Below are 24,101 nucleotides of genomic sequence, written 5' to 3' on the forward strand. Positions count from 1 at the left end.
AAGATTATGGTTTGCTTGATAATTGTTTATTGGAAATTCGCAATTCTTCATTAATTATTTTCTTGAAACTTCTTTTCTTTGCAAAAAAACTTTCCGCAATTGCGTTTTATAACCAAAATATGATGAGCCAAAATAGATTCAAATTAGTCGAATGTCCGCGGGATGCTATGCAGGGATTACATGATTTTGTGCCAACAGAACTTAAATCGGAATATTTAAATTTATTGCTTCAGGTTGGCTTTGATACCTTAGATTTTGGAAGTTTTGTATCGCCGAAAGCGATTCCGCAAATGGCCGATACCACAGAGGTTTTAGCCAGTTTAGACTTAAGCAAAACGGAAACTAAACTCTTAGCTATTGTAGCTAATTTAAAAGGTGTACAGAACGCTGTTCAGCATGAAGAAATAACTTATCTTGGATTTCCTTTCTCTATATCAGAAACCTTTCAACAGCGTAATACGAATTCAAGCATTACTCAATCTTTGATGACTGTTGAGGAAATGCTTTCACTTTGTGATAAAAACAACAAAAATGCCGTAGTTTATTTATCAATGGGATTTGGAAATCCTTATGGTGATGAATGGAATTACGAAATAGTAGAAAAATGGGCGGATGTTTTAGTTGACAAAGGCGTTAAAATTCTTTCTTTAGCTGATACTGTTGGAGTTTCTACCCCTGAAAAGATTGAAAACATTTTACCAAGGCTCATATCGAGATTTAACCGTACAGAAATTGGTGTTCATTTGCATTCCACTCCTACTGAACGTTTTGAAAAAATTGAGGCTGCATATCACTCAGGTGTAAAACGAATTGATGCTGCTTTAAAAGGCTTTGGTGGTTGCCCTATGGCGGCCGATGATTTAACAGGAAACATTGCAACCGAAGATGTTATTAGCTTTTTAAATTCGAAAGGAGAAAGTCTAAATCTAAATATGGATAAATGGAATCAAGCGATGGCTTTATCGGGTAGGATATTCGGGTAGTTTTTTGTTTCATTCGTAAAATCGTCATTGCGAAGTACAGCTTGTCCCGATATTTCGGGCTAGCAATCTCTTATGATTAAATTACTTCATACCTCGCAATGACTGGAAATTTAACTAATAACTAATCAAATAGTAATAATCTTAAAAATTCCGTGACTTTCGTGCTTCCGTGGCAAAAAACTAAACTTCCTTAACCATTTTAAAATGCTGAATACCAGCTTCTTCAAACTGCTCTCCTTCAGCAATAAAGCCAAATTTAGCGTATAAACTCATCGCATCGAGTTGCGAATTCAGATAAATATAATTTGCATTTTCTGGCAAGTCAGAAAGTGCTTCGGCTATTAATGCACGCCCTACACCCATTCCTCTAAACTCTTTAAGCACGGCAAAACGCTCTAATTTATAACCTGCATCCGTTTTACGCCAACGACAAGCACCACAAGGCTGCCCATTGTGCGAAGCTAAGAAATGAATGGATTCGTCTTCATGCTCCCATTCCAATTCAGGTGGACAATTTTGTTCATCTACAAATACAACTTTGCGGATGGCAAATACTTTATCTAAATCTTCGGGATGTATAACTTTTTGAACTAGTAAACTCATTATTTATCGTTTTTAAAATGTTTATTCGTTTTCAGTTTCAGCTCGTTTAATTCCTTCGCCACATCAATGGAATGCGAACAATGAATATCGGCCTCTTTTTTTGCAAGTGCGGCAATAGTAACGTAAAATTTATGTAACTGGTCTAATTCCTTCTCGCTTAAATCTTCAATATCAACCATTCTATTACTTGCGCCCTGCTGTGCAGCAATTAATTCGTTTAATTTCAACTGAATTGCTTTGCCATCTTTATTTTGTGCTTTTTGAATTAAAAAAACCATTAAAAATGTGATGATAGTTGTCCCGGTATTAATAACCAATTGCCAAGTTTCAGAATAATTAAATAACGGACCACTTATTGCCCAAATTACCACAATCGCAGTTGCTGAAATAAATGCGGCAGAACTACCGGTAAACTTGGTTGCGGCGTTAGCAAATTTTTCAAAAAAGTTATTATTCTTTGATTTGGTCTTAGATTTTGTCATCGCATTTTAGTTTGATTAAATATAGCTATAAAACAAACAAAAGCGCCATCGGTTTTATCCGCTGGCGCTTTGTTTATTTAATTGAAAAGTTTAAAAGTTGGAAAGTTGCAACTTTACAACATTCAACATTTTAACATTCCAATGTCTTACAATTTATCGTTTGCGTTGATGCAATTCAAATCTTCGAAAGCTAAAGTTAAACGCTTAACGAATGCTTCTTCTGCTTTGCGTAACCAAACACGTGGGTCGTAATATTTTTTGTTCGGTTTATCATCGCCATCCGGGTTACCGATTTGACCTTGAAGATAAGCTTCGTTTTGTTTGTAGTAATCTAAAATACCTTCCCAAAATGCCCACTGCATATCAGTATCAATGTTCATTTTAATAGCACCGTAAGAAATTGCTTCTCTAATCTCTTCCTGAGAAGAACCAGAACCACCGTGGAAAACAAAATTAATTGGTTTCTCTGCAGTTAAGCTATATTTTTCTTTGATAAAATCTTGAGAATTTTTTAAGATAACTGGCTGTAATTTAACGTTACCTGGTTTATACACACCATGAACGTTACCAAAAGCAGCCGCAACTGTAAAACGAGGAGAAATTTTGCTTAACTCATCATAAGCATATGCAACCTCACTCGGTTGAGTATATAATTTCGAGCTATCTACATCACTGTTATCTACACCATCTTCTTCACCACCTGTAACACCAAGTTCAATTTCGATAGTCATATTCATTTTCGCCATACGGGCAAAATATTTCGAAGAAATTTCCATGTTTTCTTCGATAGATTCTTCGGATAAATCTAACATATGTGAAGAAAATAATGGCTTGCCTGTTTCAGCGAAGAATTTTTCACCGTGGTCTAAAAGGCCATCAATCCATGGCAATAATTTTTTAGCGGCGTGGTCTGTATGTAAAACCACAGCAACACCATAATGTTCTGCCAATAAATGCACATGCTTAGCTGCCGATACAGCACCTAAAATACATGCTTGCAATTTGTCATTATCTAAAGATTTACCAGCATAAAACTGTGCACCACCATTAGATAATTGAATCATAACTGGCGAATTTACTGCCTTAGCAGTTTCCAATACCGCATTAACCGTGTTAGTACCAGTTACGTTAACTGCTGGTAAAGCAAACTGGTGTTTTTTAGCCTGCTCAAATAATTCTTGAACGGCATCTCCGTAAATTACGCCTTTGTAGCCTTTTAAACTCATCTCTTGTTAATTTTTATTTGTCCGAAGTTATAAAAAAAAATAACATTACAAGCTTTTGTAACAACAGAATTATTTGCCTCACAACCAAATAGAGGGCGTTTAGTGTAAAAAACACATTATCCTTAGTGTAAAAAACACACACTAGCAGAAAATTTCAAATTCCAATATTCAATTTTCAAGCTATATAAAACGCCAAACAAGTTTTAATAAATGAATAGTAGTCCCTTTTTACACTGTTGAGAATTTTCAATTTTCACTAATCAATTGTCGAACTAAGGAAGGCATCAACTAAGTTTGATAATTGAAATTTGATTATTAAAAATTTCACCTCACTGGTATTGGTCATTGAAATTTGTTTTTTAGTGCTTTTTCAATTTGGTTATTGGTAATTCACAATCTTAATATTATTTTTCGTTTCTTTGCAATCCAATTCTTTAAAAAATTATATGGCTTGGTTTAAGAGAGAAAACAAAGGTATCATTACCACAACCGAAGAGAAGAAAGAGGCACCAGATGGCGTGTGGAATAAGTGTCCGAATTGCAAAAAACCGCTACATCAGGCAGAATTACAGGAAAACAAATACGTTTGCCACTACTGCGATTACCACTTGAGAGTAGGTTCAAAAGAATATTTTGAAGTTTTATTTGATAACAACGAATTCAAAGAGCTTTTTGCAAACCTAACATCTGGCGACCCATTAAACTTTAACGATAATAAACCTTACACCGATAGGATTAAAGAAAGCCAGGCAAAAACCGGCTTAAAAGATGCAATCAGAGCGGGTGTTGGTAAAATTGAGGGCCAGGATATTGTTATTGCCTGTATGGATTTTGCGTTTATTGGTGGTTCTATGGGTTCGGTTGTTGGCGAGAAAATTGCACGTTCTATAGATTATTCCATCAAACATAAAATTCCATTTCTGATGATTTCAAAATCTGGTGGTGCCCGTATGATGGAAGCTGCATTTTCGTTAATGCAAATGGCTAAAACTTCAGCAAAACTTGCTTTGTTAAGTCAGGCAAAAATCCCATATATTTCTTTACTTACCGACCCTACAACTGGCGGTGTTACAGCTTCGTATGCAATGCTTGGCGATATTAACATTGCAGAACCAGGAGCGTTAATCGGCTTTGCTGGTCCACGCGTAATTAAAGAAACCATTAAAAAAGATTTACCAAAAGGTTTCCAAACTTCTGAATTTGTTTTAGAACATGGTTTCCTTGATTTTATCGTAGATAGAAGAGCAATGAAAGCAAAATTAGGTGCTTTTATTAAAATGATGAATAACTAATTTTTATTAATTGCTCAATTGTTTTAATTGTTCAATTGATAATTGAAATTTGAAAAGCAGGACTTGAATAACCTCGGTTGATTCAGTCCTGCTTTTTGTTTTATTGCGACAATAAACATTTAAGTTCTTACAGCTATAAGCTATATAAATTTTATATCTTTAAGTATCAAACTAACCAAACAATGAGACACTTCTTTATCTGTGTGTTTTTACTTATCATTAGTAAAGTTGCAGTATCGCAAAGCAAGCAAGATACCTTAGCAATTAAACAGGCTGCTTTAGACTATATCGAATCTCAGCATCAGCCAAATTCATCTAGAATGGAACGTGCATTACACCCAAGAATGGTTAAACGAACTTTTTGGAAGGATAAGGCTACAAATAAAGATTATGTTAGGGAAACATCTACAGAATCGATGATCTTACTTGCTGAAAGCTTTAATAAGAAAGGAGATAAATTTCCATCTAATCCTAAGAAAGAAATTAAATTATTAGATATTTCTGAGCGAACCGCATCAATTAAACTAATCGCAGACGAATGGATTGATTACACGCACCTTGTGAAACTAAATGGAATATGGAAAATTATAAATGTGTTGTGGGAATATAATGATGTTAAACAACATTAAAGACAGTCAAATGAAAAAATTAATCTTGGCAATCTTACTATTGAGTTTTGCACTTTTTTCGCAAGGACAAGAAAAATCAAAATATGATGAAAAGCTTGCAAACAAACTCGGCTCTGATGATTATGGCATGAAAATGTACGTTTTAGTTATGCTAAAAACAGGACCAAACATATCAGAAACTAAAGCCAAAACTGATAGTTTATTTGCCGGACATATGGTAAACATGGATAAAATGGTTAGAGCAAATAAATTAGTTATCGCTGGACCAATGGGTAAAAATGATAAAAGTTATCGTGGAATTTTTATTCTTAATACTAAGTCAATTGATGAAGCAAAAAAACTTTTAGAAAGTGATCCTGCAATTAAAGCCAAAGTGCTTGATGCCGAATTTTACAATTGGTACGGATCTGCAGCATTATCAGAATATTTGCCATTTCATGATAAAATCCAGAGGAAAAGCTTTTAAGTGCTATGGAAGCGCAACAGTTAGTTTTTAAACACCAAAAAGACTGCAACATTTCCATTAACATCACATCGAAAAGTATTATTTAATTAATTTAGCTTATCAATTCAGCTAAACTTAATTATGAATAAAAAACTACTATTTCCTACCCTACTGCTCTTTACTTCATCTTTTGCTTTTGCTCAAGACAAAAAAGTTATCGATAATATTGTTAAAGAAGTTAGTGAAAACTCACAGCTAGAAAAATTAGCACACGAGCTTTTAGATGTTGTTGGACCGCGATTAGTTGGTTCGCCGCAGATGAAACAAGCAAACGATTGGGCGGTAAAAAAATATGGCGAATGGGGCATTTCTGCTAAAAACGAAAAATGGGGCGAATGGCGTGGCTGGGAAAGAGGAATCACACATATTGACTTAGTTAGCCCACGTTTAAGAACTTTAGAAGGCACACAGTTAGCTTGGAGTCCGTCAACTAACGGAAAAGCAATTAACGCAGAAGCAATTGTACTTCCTGCAATCACCGATTCAGTTTCCTTTCAACAATGGTTACCTAATGTTAAAGGCAAATTGGTTTTAATTTCAATGAACCAACTTTCTGGTCGCCCAGAAAAAAACTGGGAAGAATTTGCGACTAAAGATTTATTCGAGAAGTTTAAAAAAGAAAAAGCTGAAGCTTTAAGAGCATGGAACGCAGGTATTGCGAAAACTGGCTTAAATGCTAAAAATTTAGCTCTAGCTATCGAAAGTAATGGCGCAGCAGGTATTATTATCAATAACTGGTCGCAAGGTTTTGGTGTAGATAAAATTTTTGGAGCAAATACGACTAAAATCCCAACGTTGGATTTATCTGTTGAAGATTATGGTTTAGTTTATCGCTTAGTAAAAAGTGGTAACAAACCAATCTTAAAAATCGAATCTGAATCAAAAGAGCACGGTGTTGTACCAACATTTAATACAATTGCAGAAATAAAAGGAAAACAAAAACCAAAAGAATATGTAATGCTTTCTGCGCACTTCGATTCGTGGGATGGCGCTAGTGGTGCAACTGATAATGGTTCTGGAACCATTATGATGATGGAAGCGATGCGCATTTTGAAAAAGTTTTATCCAAACCCTAAACGTACAATTTTAGTTGGACATTGGGGAAGTGAAGAACAAGGCTTAAACGGCTCTAAAGCATTTGTTGAAGACCATCCGGAAATTGTAGGCAATTTGCAGGCATTATTCAACCAGGATAATGGCACAGGGCGTGTGGTAAACATTGGCGGACAAGGTTTTGCAAAATCTAAAGATTACATTACACGTTGGTTAGCTGCAGTTCCTGATACAATTAAAAACCAAATTAAAACAAGTTTCCCAGGTACTCCGGGTGCTGGTGGTTCTGATTTTGCATCTTTTGTAGCCGCTGGTGCATTGGGTTATTCTTTAAGCTCTACTAGTTGGGATTATGGAACTTATACTTGGCATACTAACCGCGATAGCTATGATAAATTAGTTTTTGACGAAATTAGAAGCAATGTGATTTTAGCAGCAATTATGGTTTATATGGCTTGCGAAGACCCTGAAAAAACTTCAACAGAAAAATCGACTGATTTGCCTGTAAATGAAAGAACAGGCAAACAAGCAACCTGGCCTGTTCAAAGTAAAGCTAATAGAAAAGGCGGTTTGTAAATAAAATTAAAAGATATTTAGAAAGAGCATTTGGAAACAGATGCTCTTTTTTTGTGCTACATGCTTTGTACAAACGGAAGTTTAATAAACCCGATAAAGTGGAAATCCTTTTTAATTATTCTTAATTTAATAGATTGCCACGTCGTTCCTCCTCGCAATGACGATGAAGAAAGACAGAAAAGAAGTTTAAAAAGATTGGAACGATAGCGGGGCTTTCGGAAACGAAGAACTATTACAATTGCTTTTCAAAATATTAATAAATTAATGAGTCTTCGACAGGCTCAGACTGACAAATTTATTATCTACTCCTCTTTTTTCTGAAACTTGTAAAACAAATAGCCGAGAAAAGGCAAAATCAAAATACTGCCCAAAAGTAGAGCTAAACCTAAACTGTAAATAGTTTTCTCTGGTCCGACGGTTTCGAAAAGAGAAATTGCATTGCCATTTTTTAAGCGGATAAAATTCGGAAAGTGTGCATAGCTGATGGCGACCAAAATCATGGTTACCTGAAAACCAGCTAAAATCCTGAGGACTTTGGTTTTACCTTTAATGAGTAAGTACCAGAGTAAAATCAACGATAAGCTTGCCAGAATAATTGCAGTTAAACCAACCGTATTTTTGAAAACCCAATCGATTAGCGGGATATTATCGAAATGTGCAGCAATAAAAACCATCGCACCAAAAACTACTGCTGCAATATTCATGTACTCTGCCTTTTTTATAAATCTTTGTTTGTCATGCACATCTTCCGTTTCGCCAATGAGGTAAATGGCGGCTAAAAAGCCACAAAGTGATACCGTAAAAAAGCCAACGGCGATGGAAAACCAATTTAACCAGCCATAAACGTAGGCAGAGAGAAAATCATTTGAATTGGTATCGATATGACCAGAAATTAAACTTCCGGCAATAATGCCAAGGAAAAGCGCAGTTACGAAACTAGAATACCTAAATATTCTGTTGTAAAGCCATTGCATATCATCTTTAACGGCATCATAGTGGCGAAAAACGAATGCTGTACCACGAGCAATAATTCCAATAAGCATAATGAGCAGCGGTATGTGAAGATAAACCGACATGGTGGTGTAAATACGGGGAAAACCAACAAATAGAATTACAATGGCAATAATAAGCCACATATGGTTAGCTTCCCAAACCGGACCAATTGCCTGATAAAGTGTTTTGCGTGTTCTGCTTCTGTTTTTGGTTGAAGTAAACAGTTCAATAATTCCAGCTCCAAAATCTGCACCACCTAAAAGAAAATAAAGCAAAATGCCTAAACATAAAAAAGTTATTACAACGTATTCCATAATTTATTTTGTTGCCACAGTTAGCTGATTTATACTTCCGATTTTTTGTTATTATAAAGTATGGGAACCATTTTTATCTGCCGGTAAAGCAAAAAGGTAACAATTACACTGAGTGATATATAAATTGCCGAGAATATATAAAAAGAATAAGCAATTCCCGGCATTGGCGTAACTGCATCTTTCGTACGCATAATACCATAGATTATCCAAGGTTGGCGACCAACTTCTGTTACTACCCAGCCAGCCTCTAATGCTAGATAACCTAATGGGATTGCAAATACAAATAGTTTTAACAGCCAGCGTTTGCTTAATAAATCTTTTTTACGAATAAGATTGAAGAAATATATGAGTGAAATTAGCATTAACAATGTACCAATGCCAACCATAATTTGGAAGGCGTAATGTGTTATTGCAACAGGAGGTTGCTTATCGGCGGGGATTTTATCTAAACCTTTTACTTCAGCTTTGAAATCGCCATGCGCAAGAAAACTTAATGCCCCAGGAATTTTTATTGCCCCTTTTACGGTTTTATCTTTCTCATTTACGATTCCGCCAATTAATAATGGCGCAGGTTTTTCTGTAGTGTAAAGCGCTTCCATCGCCGCAAGTTTTGCGGGTTGCCTTTTGGCTACATCTTTTGCAGAAATATCACCGCTTATGGGTTGAAGTAAAGCACCAATACAAGCGAAAACCGCCGCGATTTTAAATGCTTTTAAGTGGAATTCTTTATTTTGATTTCTTAAAATCATAAGTGCGTGTACACCAGCGACCGCAAAACCGGTTGCGGTAAATGCAGCTAAACACATGTGTAAAGCTTGTGAGAACCAGGCTTTATTGAACATGGCTTGTATTGGATCGATGTTTAGGTATTTGCCATTTACAAAATCAAATCCAGCCGGACTATTCATCCAGGCATTTGCTGCTACAACCAAAATTCCTGATGCCAAGCCACTTACACCAACAACCATTCCGGTAAACCAATGAAACCATTTGTTTAATTTATTCCAGCCGTATAAAAAGAAACCTAATGCAATTGCTTCGATGAAAAAGGCTGTTCCTTCCAATGAAAACGGCATCCCGAAAATTGGTCCGGCATGTTCCATAAATTTTGGCCATAGCAAACCAAGCTCAAAGGATAACATGGTTCCTGAAACCGCACCGGTAGCGAAAAAGATAGCTACACCTTTACTCCATGCTTTTGTTAGATTTTTATAAACCTCATCATTTGTTTTTAGCCATTTATAATGAGATACCGCCATAAAAAACGGCATAACCATACCTATGCATGAAAAAACGATGTGGAAGCCTAAAGATAAGGCCATTTGGGAACGGGCCGCTAAAAAATCATCCATATCTTATATTGGATTTTGTGCAACACAAATATAGTAGATATGGATTTACTAGTACTGATTTAGAAGCTTTTGCTTAGAATTATTTTAAATATAGAATGTTTATAAATTGAAAATAGATTTGGAAAATGTTAGCCACAAATTCGCGGATTATTGCAAATTAATCTATGAATTTGTGACTAAAATTTAAACCCCTTTCAATTCATCGTAAGCAGCTGTTAAACTTCTCTGAATACCTTCGCCTTGCCATTCGGAAGCATTTGGAATAGTTGTAATTTTTAAAATTTCTTCTTTGGATTTTCCAGCTTTAATTTCACCTGAAACAAGTTTCAATAAGTTTTGCAAGTAATTTTGAAATGATTTTACATCAGCTTTATTACCAGTAATTTTTTCTGGCTCTCTGCTATGACCGAAAATGAATAAGGTATCATTATCAAATTGATTGTGAATCTTATCTAAAGCGGTTATCCAATTGCCAATGTGTGCACCATTTTCTCTATCTATATATGGAAACTTTCTATTTGAAACTAAATCGCCAACGTGAACAATATTAGCATTTTCGAAATGGTAAACGGCATCGCCATTTGTATGTGCTGAACCATAGTAATAAGCACTGATTTTCTCATCGCCAACGGGCGCTTTCCAGCCTGTACCAAATGTAGTATCGGGCAACAATTGTTTATCTAAATTATTTGCTTTTTCAGCACCCCGTTTTTGGTTGACCAATGAGTTTTGATGCGCTACAACTTTCTCTACTAAACCTTTAAAGGCAATATTTCCGGCGGTATGGTCGCCGTGATGATGTGTATTAATTAGATATTTAAATGGTTTATCACCAAGTTTTTTTAATTCTTCTATTACATGGGGTGCAGAAGCCGGAAACTGAGCATCGACGACTACAAATCCGTTTGGCGAGTTTAACCATCCAATTGTTCCGCCTTGCTCTGTAAATACTCCTACATTATTTCTTAAAGCCTTAAAGTTATAAGCCCGTAGCATTTCTTTTTGAGCAAAAACATCAGTTTTATAAATTGAAAGCATAGCCATTGCTAATGCAGAATTCTTGATAAAATTTCTTCTTTCCATTTTTGGGATAAATTAAAAAACCACAACGTATGCTGTGGTTTAAATTTAATAATTTTAACGATAAAATATATCTTAAATTCCTGAACCAGGAGTTGTTCCAGGTTCGTGGCCTGGTCCGAAGGCATTATTTTTACGGTCTTTATCCTTATTAAATAAATTGGTTGCAACTTTTGATGATTTGTTATCATCAAGGTTTCTATTTTCTTTAACGTCTTCAGCCGTTTTATTTAGCAATTCGTTCTCAACGATTTTACCTTTTTCTTTATCAGTTCCCATAGTATTTTCTATTTGATGTATTAAGAGAACAAGGGAAAAACCATATTGTTTCTATTAGTTGTTTTAGGAATAGGTTTAAGCATAGCAATGCCATTGAACTGTCTTCATTACCTAAAAAAGAACACCACCTAAAACATTGCGCCAGGTAATTTACTTAACTCGTGTATGCAGCCAAATGAATTAAATTTTCTTTTATGAATTTTGTTAAAGTGATGCGAAGATTCAAAAGAAAATGGTGCTAAAATGAATTTGTAAATGTGTTTTCTTTCAAGTTTTTCAGTTTTATCAGCTTCTGAATTTTGCATTGCTGATTTAGTTTGATGATTTTCCATAACGCAAAGATTTAAGTTTTATAAATTTGAGTTTTGCTTAACCTTACACCAAGGGAAATATTGATAAGGTTTTGTTAAGGAACTAAATAATATTGGCATTTACTATTTGCCGTTAGCTTATTAAATATAAGTTTTAAATTTGAGTTTTGCAATAGATAACTATTAATTAACCATTGACTGATGTCAACGGCAAGGACAGACCTAATTGCTAAACCAAATACAATTTAATTCATTGCCGTCTTGCTTCAGCAGACGGACTTCAATTTATTCTTAATTGTTTTCCTCGCTAAGAACCAGAAACCCTTGTAAATTAAACCTGATTGCAGCGAGCATCCCGATTTTTCATCGGGATAAAGCGTAAAGCAGGACTAACCTTAACAAAAGTTACTGCTATTGCTTTTCAAAAAAATAAAATTGATTTTCAAAACAGCTTAATAACAAAAAAGTCCCGAATTTCTTCGAGACTGTTCCTATCTGGTTAATGATACTTTAGGCTAAGGCATTTTGCTTAACCACCATTTTAACTTTTTCTATTACGTAATCCAGTTCTTCTTTTGTGGTGTATTTACTAAAAGAAAAACGAACAGACGGACGATTTGGGTCGGCATTGATGCCATTTAATACGTGTGAGCCAATGTTTGAACCTGATGAACAAGCGCTACCACCAGAGGCACAAATGCCATTAATATCAAGATTAAACAACAACATATCGGCCATATCCATCTCTGGGAAAGATACGTTTAACACCGTATAGAGACTTTTATCGGCATCCGTTTCGCCATTAAAACCAATACCAGGAATTTCTGCAATTAGTGCTTCTTTTAAATAATCTTTTAAACCCTGGATATGATTTCTATGCTGCTCCATTTCTGCATAGGCAATTTCTAAAGCCTTTGCCAAGCCAACAATACCATATACATTTTCGGTACCGCCACGCATATTACGCTCTTGTGCGCCACCGTAAATCATTGGCGGGATTTTAACATTGCTATTTACATACAAAAAACCAACGCCTTTCGGACCGTGTAATTTATGTGCTGCACAAACAATAAAATGTGCTTTAAGCTCGCGAACGTTGTGCGGATAATGCCCCATCGTTTGAACAGTATCTGCATGATAAATTGCATTGTATTTTTCGCAGATATCGCCAACTTTAACCATATCGGTAAGTGTACCCAATTCGTTATTGGCATGCATTAACGAAACAAAAGTACGCTCGTTATTTTGTAAAAGTTCTTCCAAATGCGCATAGTCCACATTTCCCTTTCCATCAATATTAACAAAGCTTAGCTTATCAATTTCGCCATTTTTAAGCATGGTATTTAAGGTATGCTCAACTGCGTGATGTTCAATTTTAGATGTTATGGCGTGTTTAATACCATAAGCGGCAATACCACAACGAATAGCGGTGTTATCGGCCTCGGTTCCTCCTGAAGTAAAAAACACTTCTGATGGAGATGCGTTTAATAAGCCAGAAACCGTTTTACGAGCCTTCTCAACCAACGTACGTACCTCGCGACCAAGTGCATGAATGGCAGATGGATTACCAAAGTAATTCTCCATCACGTTGCTCATTTCGGCAATTACTTCTTTATCTAAAGGCGTGGTAGCCGCATTATCTAAATAAACTCTCTTCATTTATTAGTTTAATTTAAGGATTTCCTTAATGTCGGAAATAATTTTGTTCGCCAAATTCTCTGCAACAGTTTCATTTTCAGCTTCGCTGTAAATACGAATAATTGGCTCAGTATTAGAACGGCGCAAATGCACCCATGTTTTATCGAATTCGATTTTTAAACCATCAATTGTACTGTAAGGTTGGTTTTTGTATTTCTCCTCGACCTGCTTTAACAATTTATCGATATTCATTTCTGGTGTTAGCGTAATCTTGTTTTTCGAAATAAAGTACTGCGGATAACTGCTTCTTAAAAGCGAAATAGATTTACCAAACTTAGCCAAATGTGTTAAAAACAAAGCGATTCCAACTAAGGCATCTCTACCATAGTGTGATTCAGGATAGATGATTCCACCGTTTCCTTCACCACCAATAATGGCATTGGTTTCTTTCATTTTGTTAACCACATTAACCTCACCTACTGCCGAAGCATTGTATTCAGAACCTGCCTTTTCAGTAACATCGCGTAAAGCACGGGTAGATGAAAGGTTAGAAACCGTATTACCAGGTGTGTTTTGCAAAACAAAATCCGCTACGGCAACCAATGTATATTCTTCGCCAAACATGCTACCATCTTCATTTACGAAACATAAACGGTCAACATCCGGGTCAACCACGATACCTAAATCGGCATTTTGTTTTTGAACTTCTTTTGATATTTCCGTTAAATTTTCAGGTAGCGGTTCAGGATTGTGTGGGAAATGACCATCTGGTTCACAGTATAATTCTGTAACCCTGGTTACGCCCAAAGCCTTTAACAAAGCCGGAATAAAAATACCTCCAGTTGAGTTAACACAATCTATAACAACTTTAAAATCTGCTTTTTTAATAGCTTCAACATCAACCAAAGGCAAAGCCAAAACTTTGTCGATGTGTTTTTGCAGGTAGGTATCGTTTTTAATTACTTTGCCCAACTTATCAACTTCAGCAAATTCAAAAGCTGCACTTTCAGCTAAATCAAGAACTTCTTTACCATCTAAATCGCTGATAAACTCACCCTTAGCATTTAATAATTTTAATGCATTCCATTGTTTTGGATTATGACTTGCCGTTAAAATAATACCACCTCCTGCATTTTCATCAGGTACGGCAACTTCAACCGTTGGCGTAGTTGATAAACCTAAATCTATCACTTCAATGCCTAAACCTTGCAGAGTTCCGATAACCAAATTGTTAACCATTTCGCCCGAAATACGAGCATCGCGACCTAAAACAATTCTTTTATTACCCGTTTTTTGAACAACCCAGCTACCAAAAGCCGCTGTAAATTTTACTATATCTATTGGAGTTAAGCCATTTCCAGCTTGCCCGCCAATAGTTCCTCTTATTCCTGAAATCGATTTTATTAAAGTCACTTACTAAATTTTATATTGATTTCAAAAATACGAAAAAAAACAAGATTGCGGGGAATTTAGAGCGATTAGCTAACTTAATTTACATTGTTTTTATATCTATTTATACGATATATTTAGTAGAAATATCTTATCAATCGTTTGTTATAAATGGTTTTTAGAAAAGCAATTACAGTAAATTTTCGGTTAACACAGCCCCGCCCCCGTTTCAAGTCCGCGTCTCGTTCCTCGCCTTGCGGGCTTTCTCACTTTGGTCGGGCTTAGGTGGACAAAGTAGTGGTACTTTTGAGCTGAGCATGACGCAAGACACTGACAATACTGATAAAATATTTTGCTTTACCGCCCAACTAAGCCAAAGCAATACATCTTCGTTCTACTTAAATCCGGCCTAACAAATTTTTCGGCAAACACAGTCAAAGCCTTTGAACATACTTTAATAGAAAAATTTTCAGCCGGTGTTTTTTGTTTCTTTTTGACATCAAAAAGAAAAAAGCCCGTCCGGCCAGGACAAAAAATGAGATTCTTTACGCATAATAAAAATAGTTTTCGACAGGCTCAGACTGACAGTATTTTAAGACATTTTGCTTTAAGATTCCCGCATACGCTAGAATGACGGCGAACTTTTAATAAAAAAGTGTGGGTACACGCACCTTAGCGACTTATAATCTAGACTACTAAGTTGGTTTCAATACACCCAAATATACAATCACAACAACATCCCATCAATTAATCTAATTTTGCAATATTGTTGCATAAAAGCAATGAACCACTTCTCATGCTAAGCTAAAATCTTATATTTGCATCTTTTTAAAATACAAAACGGCTTTTTATGCAGCGCAAATGGTTTCAATATTGGTTTAATTCGCCATATTATCATATTCTTTATCAACAAAGAAACGATGCAGAAGCCGAATTTTTCATTGATAAATTAACAGATTTTTTAAAGCCCGCAACAGAAGCTAAAATGCTTGATATTGCTTGCGGAAAAGGAAGACATTCAATTTACTTGAACAAAAAAGGATTTGATGTTACCGGAATCGATTTATCAGAGCAAAGTATAAAGTACGCCAGGCAATTTGAAAACAATAAGTTGCATTTTTTGGTGCACGATATGCGCCGCTTATTTTACATTAACTATTTTGATATTGCATTAAATCTGTTCACCAGTTTCGGTTATTTTGATACTGAAAAAGACCATGTTAATGCACTAAAAACCTTCAGAAAATGTTTAAAAACTGATGGTAAACTGGTTTTAGATTACTTCAATACTGAAAAAATTGTTAGAAATCTAAATTCATGCGAAGTTAAGTCACTCGATGGCATTACCTTTAACATTACTAAAAATGTGGTTGATGGAAAAATCATCAAGAAAATAAATTTCGAAGACGAAGGAAAAATTTACAATTTCGAGGAACGTGTGCAGGCCTTCAGTTTCCAGGATTTTGAACGAATGCTTACTAAAGCCGGAATGGTAATCGAGCAGACTTTTGGAAGTTATGCCTTGGAGCATTTTGATGAATGTACATCTGACAGGCTTATTTTAATCTGCAAAAAAGCATGATAGAAAGCATACAGCAATTTGATGTAGAATTATTTTTGAAAATCCACCGCGGACTTTCAAACGGCTTTTTCGATTGGCTGATGCCTTTAATGCGGAACCGTTTTTTTTGGTCGCCGCTTTACCTTTTTATTATAATCTTCTGTATAAAACAATATAAAAAGCAAGGCTATTACATTATCACCATGTTGCTTTTTACCTTCGCCATGGGCGATTTAATTGCATCCAGAGTAATAAAACCTTTGGTTTCTAGAGTCCGCCCTTGTAATGATTTTAGCCTTTCGAATGAGATTATCCATCGTGTGCCTTGTGGCAGTGGCTTAAGTTTTCCATCGGCTCATGCAACCAATCATTTTGCAATTGCTGTGTTTTTAATTTTCGTATTTTACAATAGATGGAAACCTATTTTACCAATTGGCATTTTTTGGGCTGCAATTATCAGCTTTGCTCAAGTATACGTTGGCGTTCATTATCCTGTTGATGTAACTACAGGTGCAATACTTGGAACGTTAATCGGTTTTATCTGTTCAAGAATTTTTAAGAAACTACAACCTGATTTTTAAGCTATGGAAATTTGGAAATTCGCCGTGCTTTTTTTCTGTGCTTTATTAGGAGGCTCGTCTATCTTTTTGGTTAAAAGCGATAAATCTAAATTATTAAGGCTGATTTTATCCTTTAGTGGCGCTTATCTTTTTGGTATTACTGTTTTACACCTAATTCCAGATGCTTACAGCGGCCCCGATAAATGGCAGATTGGTATATTTATCCTGATTGGTTTTTTACTTCAGATATTTCTTGAGCAATTCTCTGAGGGTGTTGAACATGGACATATTCATAAACACCATGATGGTCATGTTTTTCCCTTTGGGATTATGATAAGTTTATGTTTGCACGCATTTTTAGAGGGAATGCCGCTTGCAAAGGATCAGCATAACGAACTAATCTTTGGAATATCTCTACATCACATTCCAGCGGCATTTGCCTTAGCCAGTATTTTAATGCAAAATCATTTCAAAAAAGGCAGCATTATGCTTTATCTATTGATTTTTGCAGCGATGGCACCTTTAGGTTTTTATGTTAGCGTGGGTTTAAGCAATGGTACCATTGGTGGTATTGATGCTTACTTCAACAAAATAATGGGCATAGTTATTGGCATTTTCTTACATATCTCTACAACCATTTTATTTGAATCAAGCGCCGACCATAAAATTAATACACGTAAAATGATTGCGGTTTTATTGGGAATTGGCGTTTCACTTGTTGGTTTTTTCGCCGGAGGGCATTAGAACTTAAAGTATAAAGCAGGTTTAAATCCTCTACTTCTTTTCTTTCTTTTTCCCATATCCCCATGGACAGTGCTTGCACTTATTTTTACAACAATAACCACGTTTTAAGTGATAGGCTTCGGTAAAAACCATAAAGCCATCTTCATTAAAATAAAAATCTTCGCCTTCTTTCATCATTAATTATTGAATGAGTGAATTTTAAATAATAGAATGATCGGCAAATTCAATCAATCTCTCATTCAAAATTCAATTATTTCTATCAGTTGAGTATTTTAACCACCAAGCTATCCTTAAAGTATTCTTTCAATTGTTTTCCATCGCCATGCAAAGTCCAAACTTGTATTGGTTTTACTTTTTCTATAGTTTCTAATATGGCTTTCCAATCGGCATGGTCAGAAATGAACAATGAAATTCCATTTTTCTGTTGCAAATTATTCCAGCCCGAAGCAAATGCCCGAACAACATTTATCGCTTTATGATAACTATGAAAAACCATAGGCGGAACAATATAAACCTGATGTTCAAGGTTGTTCTTCATTACCTTTCTATCGTACATTTTGTAGTTACCCAGTTTTATTCCATAATCTTCGTAAATTTTTACAAAAGGCATAATACTATGGTGTACCATTACATTTCTTGTTGGACAGTGCTCATTTAACAACTGAATAATCCGCTGACTTTTACCCAAGGCATAAGCACCCAACATGATATTTGCATTGGTTTCATTCAATTTTTTTATTTCTTCAATTGGCGATGGATGTTTAGTATCCGGATTAGCAAAAGTGCTTTCCGTTATTAAAACATCAGCTTCTACAAATTCAAAAGGCTCGCAAGTAGTATCTGGTTCTATTTTATAATCGCCGGTATAAAGATATTTTACACCATTATACTCTATTAAAATCTGTGCTGAGCCCAACATATGCCCAGCAGAATAAAAGGTTATCGCTACATCTTTAATCTTGAAAGTTTCATGATAAGCTTTTACATGAAAATCGACCGCAGCAAATTTGCGATACCGATGTTCCATAAAAGTTTTTGTTGGATCTGTGCAAAACACATTTTGACTACCTCCTATTGCGTGGTCGCCATGAGCGTGAGAAACTACAGCATTATGAACAGTTTGTTGGGGATCTAAATAAAAATCGCCATAAACACAGTATAATCCTGCTGGGGTTATTGTAATAAAATCTTCTAAAATCATGAATAGGATTTAAGGATGATACAGGATTTTAAATTATTAAAGTAAGCTATAGATCAACAGATTAAAGTTTGAAATACATTTATTTCAAAAATCACTTCTGATTTGATGCGATAGCTAAAAACTTTTTATGTAAAACTAAAACCTGTTCGATAATTGAAGTTTTTTCATCGTTAACAATAAAATGGTTTGCCATTTTAGATTTTTCTTCATCGCTTAGCTGCTTATTCATTCTAGCCTTAACTTGCTCAGCAGTCACATTATCGCGTTCTATAACTCTTTTAAGTTTAGTTTCAAAAGGCGCTGTAACCAAAATTGTTGTATCAGCCATTTTGTAAGAACCACTTTCGAACAATAATGCAGCTTCTTTTAATGTATATGGAACATTGGAATCAATTTTTGCTTCCCAAACATCAAAAGCCCGAAATACAGCAGGATGAACCAATGCATTTAATTTTGACAATTCTATTTCATTATTAAAAACAATGCCTGCAATATGTTTATTATCCAGTTTTCCATCATCAAAATAGCTTTCGTTACCGAAGGCTTTTTTTATACCATCAATAAGTACATTATCGGTAACCATTATTTCTTTTGCAACAGTATCAGCATAAAAGACTGGAATACCTAAAACTTCAAACACTTTACAAACAGTAGTTTTACCACTGCCAATACCACCTGTTATACCAACTTTATACATTATTTTTCTACAACAAAATCAATTTTTGAAGGCACAATACGAACCAACTTACAATAATTTGGAAACTGGGTTATTTTAACAGTAAATTGATTGTGATTAAGTTTCTGCCATTCATCAGCATCTACCGTTGCGGTGATGAAATTTTCATCAACTTGTTCGTAGTTACTTAACGCAACCAAAAATGTTACTTTTACCTTTTTTGGATAAAGCTTAATGCTATTGTAATTCCAGTTATTTGTAATTTTCAGCGGAACTTCAACTGTTTTCTCGGTAAACTCATCAACCGGAAGTTTTACTTCTACAATAGATGGAGTTATGTATATATTTTTTAGGGAGCTATGTTGTAATGCAATTCTTACGGTTGCATTATTTTGAACTTTTGCTAGTTTTAATGTATCCGTATTCCAAGCCTCAATCTTTTCTAATTCTTCAATTGGTCCGGTTACAGTAACATGGTCAGGCGTTAATTTTATATCATTAGAAATACCATACTGGCTTACAAAATTGATATTCTGTATTAGTTTTACTTTTACCTTCTTGCTTGATTTTTTAGTAAAATCAAAATATAGTGTATCGGGCTTTACCGAAATTATCTTCTGAGAACTTTCGAATTGTTTATTTATCCCATAAAGCTGATCAGAAAGCACTACATAATCTCTCCTGTTTAATTGATTTAAGCTAACCGAAATAGATTGTGGATTTATTCTTAAACGAGCAAATAGCAATTGCCAACCTGTACCTTCTACTTTTAGGTCAACTGTATCTGATTGTGATGGAAGAAAAGCCCGCTTTTGCGGATAGTTTTTATATATCAGAACTGTTTTTGCTGTATACTCATATTTATTATTTAAAGCCATAAAAAGCCATGCAGCAATAGCCAAAAGTAAACAAGCAAGTAAGCTTATTACACGTCTTTTTTCTATCTGAGTTAACTTAATAAATGGCATAATAAATTAAATATGGCTATATAAGCAATATATCCAAATGTAATAAAACAAAAACAGTCTCGAAAGTTTTCGAGACTGCCATAAAATCAAATTTATTAAGATTATGCCTTTGGAGCCGTTGCAGCTTTGGTTGCATCTAATGAAACTGCCGATTTATCAAAACGTAGTTTAGCACCAAATTCAGATTCAATTACAAAAGTCGTATCGTTCATATCGATAATTTTACCGTGAATACCTGCTGTTGTAATAACTTTATCTCCTTTACCTAATTCTGCCACCAATTTTTTATGATCTTTTGCTTTTTTAACCTGAGGACGAATCATGAAAAAATAGAATACTACCATGATCAATACCATTGGTACAACTGTACCCAACATACCACTACCACCGGCTGCTGCTTGTAAAATTATTGTCGAAATCATTTCTTTTTTATTTGTGTTGTTTAGTTTTTTTAACTGATTAATTTTGGCGTTTGATGCTTGAACATTGCATTTTGAATATTCAATTACCAGTTATTTCTTCGCGAGTACCTCTCCTACCAAGTGAACGGTGCTAATATTTGGATAGGCATTTGAAGTTACTGTAACCACCTTATCTTGCATACCTACTTTACCGACACTATTAAAAACAACTTTAATAACACCTTCTTTGCCTGGTAAAATGGGCTCCTTTGGTGTTTCAGGGACAGTACAACCACAAGTTGCGGTAGCGTTTGAAATAATTAATGGGCTTTTGCCTGTATTTGTAAATTTGAATTCGTGCGCTGCTGATTCGCCTTCCTGAATTTTCTCAAAATCGTAAATTTCCTGTTCAAATTTAATAACCGGAGCATCTGCAGGTGCAATTTTTGATGTTGCTGAGCTATCACCAGAAGTTACTTCAGCTGTAGAATTATTTGCATTACGACAAGCGCCAAATGATAGAGCAGCAATTGCGATGATGAATAGTTTCTTCATATTAATCTTCAATTAATCCGCGACCGATTTTTTTAATTGTGTTGTTCTTTTTAAGGTCGCCTAAAATTTTGTCTAAAATACCGTTAATAAACGAATTACTTTTCGGTGTACTGTAATCTTTTGATAATTCCAGATACTCATTGATTGTAACTTTCACCGGAATCGATGGAAAATTAAGCAATTCGCATATTGCCATTTTCATTAAAATGGTATCCATTAATGCAATGCGTTCCGATTCCCAATTTTTGGTTCTATCGGCAATCATATCTTGATACTTTGCATCATTTTGCAAGGTATGTACAAATAAATCTTGTACAAATTTACTGTCTTCAATCCAATCAGCACTAATTTCAGTTAGCTTGTTTTTAAAAGGATCGTCATAAGTGAAATTTTTAAGTGTTTTGGCAACCATGCCTTTCATCACTTCATGGTCTACCTGCCAGTTTATAAATTTCTCTTCAAAAACCTGAATAATACCTTGGTTTTTTAGTATAATTTTTCTGAAAATATATTTGATAATATCTTTAGATGATTCTAAACTTTCATTAGGATCTGCAAGATATTCAGCATACTCTTTTGAAGCTTTTAATGAATTATATACAGTTTTGCGGATTTCCGGATCGAAACCCCAATCAACTTTATATTTTTTTACTGCCGAGATGTATTCTGGATTTTGCTGCATTAAAACACTGAATTTGTTGTGGAGCAATTTCAGGTTCGGATTCATATCCTCAGCAGTTTTGATGTGTTTGTTGGCACGTTCAGCAGCATCATTAGCTGTAAATTCTGTAACTTCTACCATTAGAGATAGCATCCAGATATACATTTCGTATACGCTGTCGATACTTTGCATTAAGACTTTTAAATCACCTTTAATGTCTTTTTTATCTGCCATGTGCCAAGCAAAAATGTTTTGCAAAGCTTTAATTCTTAAGTGCCTTCTATTTAACATGAATGTAAGAACGAGTGTGGTTTGTTAAACCGGTTAATAAATATTTAATATGTTGATTTTATTTTTTTTATGTCTGCAATTCTTTTTTCAGCGATGCGGTTTGCTGCAATATTTGTTGGTATTTGTTCAGTTTTACTAAGCTTAATAACGTTTCTGGTTGCTTCGTAAATATTCTCGGTTAGCTGTACGGTACGTTTTTTACCAAATCCGGTTAGTTCAGAATAACAAGCAATTAAACCACCGGCATTGATTAAATAATCTGGAGCAAAAAGAATACCCTTTTTCAAAAGCAACTCGCTATCCAATACTTCATCTTTTAATTGATTGTTAGCCGAACCTGCAATAATTGCAAATTTCATGCGCTCAATGGTTTTGTTGTTAACCGTTGCACCCATCGCACACGGCGCATAAATATCCGCATCTATGCCAAAAATTTTATCAGCCTCAATTGGTCTGGCTTTATATTTTCTGGCTACGTAAGTAAGTTGTTCCTGATTGATATCGCTAATTAAAACCTCGGCGTTTTCTTTTCTTAATAAGGCAACCAAATGCTCGCCAACATTGCCAATTCCTTGCACAACAACCGTTCTACCGGCAAGCATATCCGTACCAAAAACCTCTTTAACACTTGCTTTAATACCTAAATATACCCCTTGAGCAGTAAATGGAGCTGGGTTACCTGCACCGCCTAAAGATTCTGGTACGCCTGTAACGTGATTGGTTTCCATGCGGATATATTCCATATCACGCGTGTTGGTTCCCATCTCTTCGGCCGTAATAAATTCGCCATTCAGGTTTTTAATAAACCTGCCATAGCTGCGCATTAAAGTTTCTGATTTGTCTTTTCTTGAATCACCAATGATTACACCTTTTCCACCACCAAGATTTAAACCTGTAATGGCTGATTTGTAGGTCATTCCTCTTGATAAACGGAGTGCATCTTCCAATGCTTCGGCTTCTGTAGTATAGCTCCACATACGTGTACCGCCTAAAGCCGGACCTAAAGTTGTATCATGAATAGCAATAATTGCCTTTAGACCAGTGTCGGCATCATTACAAAAAACCAACTTTTTATGCCCGTAAGCACTCAATTGCTCTAAAATGGATGAATCTGACGAAGAATTTGCTGGCATAATGAACGTTAGGCTTAACCTGCTGCAAAATTAAAATAAAAAACCATTATTACACGCATTTAATTAAACTATCACAAAATTTATTCGATGCTATATTTAAAATGCCGTTCATTCAACTAATAATTTGGGTAATAATTATATTTTTCGATGCTTTTTAATAAAAGTTACATAGCTAAAGCCGCATTATTCAAATAAACAACAGGCAGCTGAAGCAGCCTGCAATGAATATGTGTACTCTTTAAATAATGCCTTTAAGGAATTTGTTCTTCATTGCTGTTGGTTTCAACCAATGGATAACAGAAAAAGATTTTGCAATTTAACCACTCCCCACCCCCTCCTAAATTAGGAGGGGAGTGCATCCGGTACTATGAATTCTTGGAGTTATTCTAAAGTTCCATGGTTTTTTATCAAATTATCTTACTAAAAGCAACTAACAATCAATTATATATTCTATTTAAATAATGCCTTTAAGGAATTTACTCTTCATTGCCGTTGGTTTCAACCAATGGATAACAGAAAAAGATTTTGCAATTTAACCACCCCCCAACCCCCAATGTCATTAACTTAAGGCTCATATCGCTCTTTTGTAGTTGGTCCATGTTTGATATTTTCCTTTGGTTCTTTTACTTTTTACGATTCGCAAGA

Annotated in this window: 26 protein-coding genes; 8 read left to right on the forward strand and 18 right to left on the reverse strand. The window is 35.0% G+C overall.

Annotated elements, in window-relative coordinates:
• Positions 1 to 119: 119 nt before the first annotated feature.
• Complete coding sequence (locus tag QWY86_RS01020; RefSeq protein ID WP_353958886.1) at positions 120 to 983, forward strand: hydroxymethylglutaryl-CoA lyase; 864 nt, start codon at positions 120 to 122, stop codon at positions 981 to 983.
• A gap of 180 nt (positions 984 to 1,163) precedes the next feature.
• Here the strand turns inward: QWY86_RS01020 and QWY86_RS01025 are convergent, their stop codons facing one another.
• The 3 genes from QWY86_RS01025 to fbaA all read right to left on the reverse strand — a co-directional run bounded on the left by QWY86_RS01025 (position 1,164) and on the right by fbaA (position 3,294).
• The gene (locus tag QWY86_RS01025) at positions 1,164 to 1,586 is read right to left on the reverse strand and encodes a GNAT family N-acetyltransferase (protein WP_290237723.1); all 423 of its coding nucleotides are present in this window, start codon (positions 1,584 to 1,586) and stop codon (positions 1,164 to 1,166) included.
• Complete coding sequence (locus QWY86_RS01030) at positions 1,586 to 2,068, reverse strand: low affinity iron permease family protein (protein ID WP_290237725.1); 483 nt, start codon at positions 2,066 to 2,068, stop codon at positions 1,586 to 1,588. Before QWY86_RS01030 ends, QWY86_RS01025 begins: the two co-directional genes overlap by 1 nt.
• Before the next feature lie 146 nt (positions 2,069 to 2,214).
• A complete protein-coding gene (gene fbaA / locus QWY86_RS01035; protein ID WP_290237728.1) occupies positions 2,215 to 3,294 on the reverse strand; it encodes a class II fructose-bisphosphate aldolase in 1,080 nt (359 codons plus the stop codon).
• Positions 3,295 to 3,740: 446 nt separating this feature from the next.
• Here fbaA and accD point away from each other — a divergent pair, with 446 nt between their 5' ends.
• The 4 genes from accD (at position 3,741) to QWY86_RS01055 (ending at position 7,349) form a co-directional block, all read left to right on the forward strand.
• On the forward strand, positions 3,741 to 4,586 hold the full coding sequence (gene accD / locus QWY86_RS01040) for an acetyl-CoA carboxylase, carboxyltransferase subunit beta (protein WP_290237730.1): 846 nt from the start codon (positions 3,741 to 3,743) through the stop codon (positions 4,584 to 4,586).
• Between the two features lie 182 nt (positions 4,587 to 4,768).
• Positions 4,769 to 5,215 carry a nuclear transport factor 2 family protein gene (locus tag QWY86_RS01045; RefSeq protein WP_290237732.1) on the forward strand — a complete coding sequence of 149 codons (447 nt, stop codon included), beginning with the start codon at positions 4,769 to 4,771 and terminating at the stop codon, positions 5,213 to 5,215.
• Positions 5,216 to 5,225: 10 nt separating this feature from the next.
• Entirely contained in the window at positions 5,226 to 5,681 is a 456-nt protein-coding gene (locus tag QWY86_RS01050; protein WP_290237734.1) for a YciI family protein, read from the forward strand.
• A gap of 120 nt (positions 5,682 to 5,801) precedes the next feature.
• Positions 5,802 to 7,349, forward strand: coding sequence for a M20/M25/M40 family metallo-hydrolase (locus tag QWY86_RS01055; RefSeq protein ID WP_290237737.1), 1,548 nt, complete (start codon positions 5,802 to 5,804; stop codon positions 7,347 to 7,349).
• 302 nt (positions 7,350 to 7,651) lie between these two features.
• Here QWY86_RS01055 and QWY86_RS01060 read toward each other — a convergent pair whose 3' ends face one another.
• The 7 genes from QWY86_RS01060 to glmM all read right to left on the reverse strand — a co-directional run bounded on the left by QWY86_RS01060 (position 7,652) and on the right by glmM (position 14,729).
• On the reverse strand, positions 7,652 to 8,656 hold the full coding sequence (locus tag QWY86_RS01060) for a cytochrome d ubiquinol oxidase subunit II (protein ID WP_290237739.1): 1,005 nt from the start codon (positions 8,654 to 8,656) through the stop codon (positions 7,652 to 7,654).
• A 29-nt stretch (positions 8,657 to 8,685) separates the two neighbouring features.
• Positions 8,686 to 10,008 (reverse strand): cytochrome ubiquinol oxidase subunit I, encoded by a 1,323-nt coding sequence (locus tag QWY86_RS01065; protein WP_290237741.1) that lies wholly within the window; start codon positions 10,006 to 10,008, stop codon positions 8,686 to 8,688.
• Positions 10,009 to 10,191: 183 nt separating this feature from the next.
• Positions 10,192 to 11,091, reverse strand: coding sequence for an MBL fold metallo-hydrolase (locus QWY86_RS01070; RefSeq protein ID WP_290237742.1), 900 nt, complete (start codon positions 11,089 to 11,091; stop codon positions 10,192 to 10,194).
• Positions 11,092 to 11,163: 72 nt separating this feature from the next.
• The gene (locus tag QWY86_RS01075) at positions 11,164 to 11,367 is read right to left on the reverse strand and encodes a hypothetical protein (RefSeq protein WP_290237744.1); all 204 of its coding nucleotides are present in this window, start codon (positions 11,365 to 11,367) and stop codon (positions 11,164 to 11,166) included.
• Positions 11,368 to 11,495: 128 nt separating this feature from the next.
• Positions 11,496 to 11,699, reverse strand: coding sequence for a hypothetical protein (locus tag QWY86_RS01080; RefSeq protein ID WP_290237747.1), 204 nt, complete (start codon positions 11,697 to 11,699; stop codon positions 11,496 to 11,498).
• Between the two features lie 489 nt (positions 11,700 to 12,188).
• On the reverse strand, positions 12,189 to 13,337 hold the full coding sequence (locus QWY86_RS01085) for a cysteine desulfurase family protein (RefSeq protein WP_290237749.1): 1,149 nt from the start codon (positions 13,335 to 13,337) through the stop codon (positions 12,189 to 12,191).
• A gap of 3 nt (positions 13,338 to 13,340) precedes the next feature.
• The gene (gene glmM, locus QWY86_RS01090) at positions 13,341 to 14,729 is read right to left on the reverse strand and encodes a phosphoglucosamine mutase (protein WP_290237751.1); all 1,389 of its coding nucleotides are present in this window, start codon (positions 14,727 to 14,729) and stop codon (positions 13,341 to 13,343) included.
• Positions 14,730 to 15,555: 826 nt separating this feature from the next.
• On the opposite strand from glmM, the gene QWY86_RS01095 reads away from it, so the two are divergent.
• Genes QWY86_RS01095 through QWY86_RS01105 form a run of 3 tightly spaced genes read left to right on the forward strand, consistent with a single transcriptional unit; the run spans position 15,556 to position 17,570 of the window.
• Positions 15,556 to 16,287 (forward strand): class I SAM-dependent methyltransferase, encoded by a 732-nt coding sequence (locus tag QWY86_RS01095; RefSeq protein ID WP_290237753.1) that lies wholly within the window; start codon positions 15,556 to 15,558, stop codon positions 16,285 to 16,287.
• Positions 16,284 to 16,847 carry a phosphatase PAP2 family protein gene (locus tag QWY86_RS01100; protein ID WP_290237755.1) on the forward strand — a complete coding sequence of 188 codons (564 nt, stop codon included), beginning with the start codon at positions 16,284 to 16,286 and terminating at the stop codon, positions 16,845 to 16,847. Before QWY86_RS01095 ends, QWY86_RS01100 begins: the two co-directional genes overlap by 4 nt.
• 3 nt (positions 16,848 to 16,850) lie before the next feature.
• Complete coding sequence (locus QWY86_RS01105; protein ID WP_290237757.1) at positions 16,851 to 17,570, forward strand: ZIP family metal transporter; 720 nt, start codon at positions 16,851 to 16,853, stop codon at positions 17,568 to 17,570.
• Positions 17,571 to 17,600: 30 nt separating this feature from the next.
• On the opposite strand, the gene QWY86_RS01110 is transcribed toward QWY86_RS01105, so the two are convergent.
• The 8 genes from QWY86_RS01110 to QWY86_RS01145 form a co-directional block, all read right to left on the reverse strand.
• Complete coding sequence (locus tag QWY86_RS01110; protein WP_158526271.1) at positions 17,601 to 17,744, reverse strand: C1orf53 family protein; 144 nt, start codon at positions 17,742 to 17,744, stop codon at positions 17,601 to 17,603.
• Between the two features lie 85 nt (positions 17,745 to 17,829).
• Entirely contained in the window at positions 17,830 to 18,771 is a 942-nt protein-coding gene (locus QWY86_RS01115) for an exonuclease (protein WP_290237758.1), read from the reverse strand.
• Positions 18,772 to 18,862: 91 nt separating this feature from the next.
• Complete coding sequence (coaE, locus tag QWY86_RS01120) at positions 18,863 to 19,468, reverse strand: dephospho-CoA kinase (RefSeq protein ID WP_290237760.1); 606 nt, start codon at positions 19,466 to 19,468, stop codon at positions 18,863 to 18,865.
• Positions 19,468 to 20,415: a CdaR family protein gene (locus QWY86_RS01125; protein ID WP_290237762.1), complete on the reverse strand. Its 948-nt coding sequence runs from the start codon at positions 20,413 to 20,415 to the stop codon at positions 19,468 to 19,470. The genes coaE and QWY86_RS01125 overlap by 1 nt, the downstream gene beginning before the upstream one ends.
• Before the next feature lie 101 nt (positions 20,416 to 20,516).
• On the reverse strand, positions 20,517 to 20,837 hold the full coding sequence (gene yajC / locus QWY86_RS01130) for a preprotein translocase subunit YajC (RefSeq protein ID WP_290237764.1): 321 nt from the start codon (positions 20,835 to 20,837) through the stop codon (positions 20,517 to 20,519).
• 90 nt (positions 20,838 to 20,927) lie between these two features.
• Positions 20,928 to 21,371: a DUF1573 domain-containing protein gene (locus QWY86_RS01135; RefSeq protein ID WP_290237765.1), complete on the reverse strand. Its 444-nt coding sequence runs from the start codon at positions 21,369 to 21,371 to the stop codon at positions 20,928 to 20,930.
• Position 21,372: 1 nt separating this feature from the next.
• Positions 21,373 to 22,323, reverse strand: a complete 951-nt coding sequence (nusB, locus tag QWY86_RS01140; RefSeq protein WP_290237767.1) for a transcription antitermination factor NusB — start codon at positions 22,321 to 22,323, stop codon at positions 21,373 to 21,375.
• A gap of 44 nt (positions 22,324 to 22,367) precedes the next feature.
• Positions 22,368 to 23,456: a Glu/Leu/Phe/Val family dehydrogenase gene (locus tag QWY86_RS01145; protein ID WP_290237769.1), complete on the reverse strand. Its 1,089-nt coding sequence runs from the start codon at positions 23,454 to 23,456 to the stop codon at positions 22,368 to 22,370.
• Positions 23,457 to 24,101 lie beyond the last annotated feature (645 nt).

This window comes from Pedobacter aquatilis (assembly GCF_030409415.1).
Classification (GTDB): Bacteria; Bacteroidota; Bacteroidia; order Sphingobacteriales; family Sphingobacteriaceae; genus Pedobacter; species Pedobacter aquatilis.

Excerpts from the sequence above, each read along its gene's own strand:
- QWY86_RS01020 (WP_353958886.1), top strand. The coding sequence starts at position 120 with ATGATGAGCCAAAATAGATTCAAATTAGTCGAATGTCCGCGGGATGCT.
- QWY86_RS01025 (WP_290237723.1), bottom strand. The coding sequence starts at position 1,586 with ATGAGTTTACTAGTTCAAAAAGTTATACATCCCGAAGATTTAGATAAA.
- QWY86_RS01030 (WP_290237725.1), bottom strand. The coding sequence starts at position 2,068 with ATGACAAAATCTAAGACCAAATCAAAGAATAATAACTTTTTTGAAAAA.
- fbaA (WP_290237728.1), bottom strand. The coding sequence starts at position 3,294 with ATGAGTTTAAAAGGCTACAAAGGCGTAATTTACGGAGATGCCGTTCAA.
- accD (WP_290237730.1), top strand. The coding sequence starts at position 3,741 with ATGGCTTGGTTTAAGAGAGAAAACAAAGGTATCATTACCACAACCGAA.
- QWY86_RS01045 (WP_290237732.1), top strand. The coding sequence starts at position 4,769 with ATGAGACACTTCTTTATCTGTGTGTTTTTACTTATCATTAGTAAAGTT.
- QWY86_RS01050 (WP_290237734.1), top strand. The coding sequence starts at position 5,226 with ATGAAAAAATTAATCTTGGCAATCTTACTATTGAGTTTTGCACTTTTT.
- QWY86_RS01055 (WP_290237737.1), top strand. The coding sequence starts at position 5,802 with ATGAATAAAAAACTACTATTTCCTACCCTACTGCTCTTTACTTCATCT.
- QWY86_RS01060 (WP_290237739.1), bottom strand. The coding sequence starts at position 8,656 with ATGGAATACGTTGTAATAACTTTTTTATGTTTAGGCATTTTGCTTTAT.
- QWY86_RS01065 (WP_290237741.1), bottom strand. The coding sequence starts at position 10,008 with ATGGATGATTTTTTAGCGGCCCGTTCCCAAATGGCCTTATCTTTAGGC.
- QWY86_RS01070 (WP_290237742.1), bottom strand. The coding sequence starts at position 11,091 with ATGGAAAGAAGAAATTTTATCAAGAATTCTGCATTAGCAATGGCTATG.
- QWY86_RS01075 (WP_290237744.1), bottom strand. The coding sequence starts at position 11,367 with ATGGGAACTGATAAAGAAAAAGGTAAAATCGTTGAGAACGAATTGCTA.
- QWY86_RS01080 (WP_290237747.1), bottom strand. The coding sequence starts at position 11,699 with ATGGAAAATCATCAAACTAAATCAGCAATGCAAAATTCAGAAGCTGAT.
- QWY86_RS01085 (WP_290237749.1), bottom strand. The coding sequence starts at position 13,337 with ATGAAGAGAGTTTATTTAGATAATGCGGCTACCACGCCTTTAGATAAA.
- QWY86_RS01095 (WP_290237753.1), top strand. The coding sequence starts at position 15,556 with ATGCAGCGCAAATGGTTTCAATATTGGTTTAATTCGCCATATTATCAT.
- QWY86_RS01100 (WP_290237755.1), top strand. The coding sequence starts at position 16,284 with ATGATAGAAAGCATACAGCAATTTGATGTAGAATTATTTTTGAAAATC.
- QWY86_RS01105 (WP_290237757.1), top strand. The coding sequence starts at position 16,851 with ATGGAAATTTGGAAATTCGCCGTGCTTTTTTTCTGTGCTTTATTAGGA.
- QWY86_RS01110 (WP_158526271.1), bottom strand. The coding sequence starts at position 17,744 with ATGAAAGAAGGCGAAGATTTTTATTTTAATGAAGATGGCTTTATGGTT.
- QWY86_RS01115 (WP_290237758.1), bottom strand. The coding sequence starts at position 18,771 with ATGATTTTAGAAGATTTTATTACAATAACCCCAGCAGGATTATACTGT.
- coaE (WP_290237760.1), bottom strand. The coding sequence starts at position 19,468 with ATGTATAAAGTTGGTATAACAGGTGGTATTGGCAGTGGTAAAACTACT.
- QWY86_RS01125 (WP_290237762.1), bottom strand. The coding sequence starts at position 20,415 with ATGCCATTTATTAAGTTAACTCAGATAGAAAAAAGACGTGTAATAAGC.
- yajC (WP_290237764.1), bottom strand. The coding sequence starts at position 20,837 with ATGATTTCGACAATAATTTTACAAGCAGCAGCCGGTGGTAGTGGTATG.
- QWY86_RS01135 (WP_290237765.1), bottom strand. The coding sequence starts at position 21,371 with ATGAAGAAACTATTCATCATCGCAATTGCTGCTCTATCATTTGGCGCT.
- nusB (WP_290237767.1), bottom strand. The coding sequence starts at position 22,323 with ATGTTAAATAGAAGGCACTTAAGAATTAAAGCTTTGCAAAACATTTTT.
- QWY86_RS01145 (WP_290237769.1), bottom strand. The coding sequence starts at position 23,456 with ATGCCAGCAAATTCTTCGTCAGATTCATCCATTTTAGAGCAATTGAGT.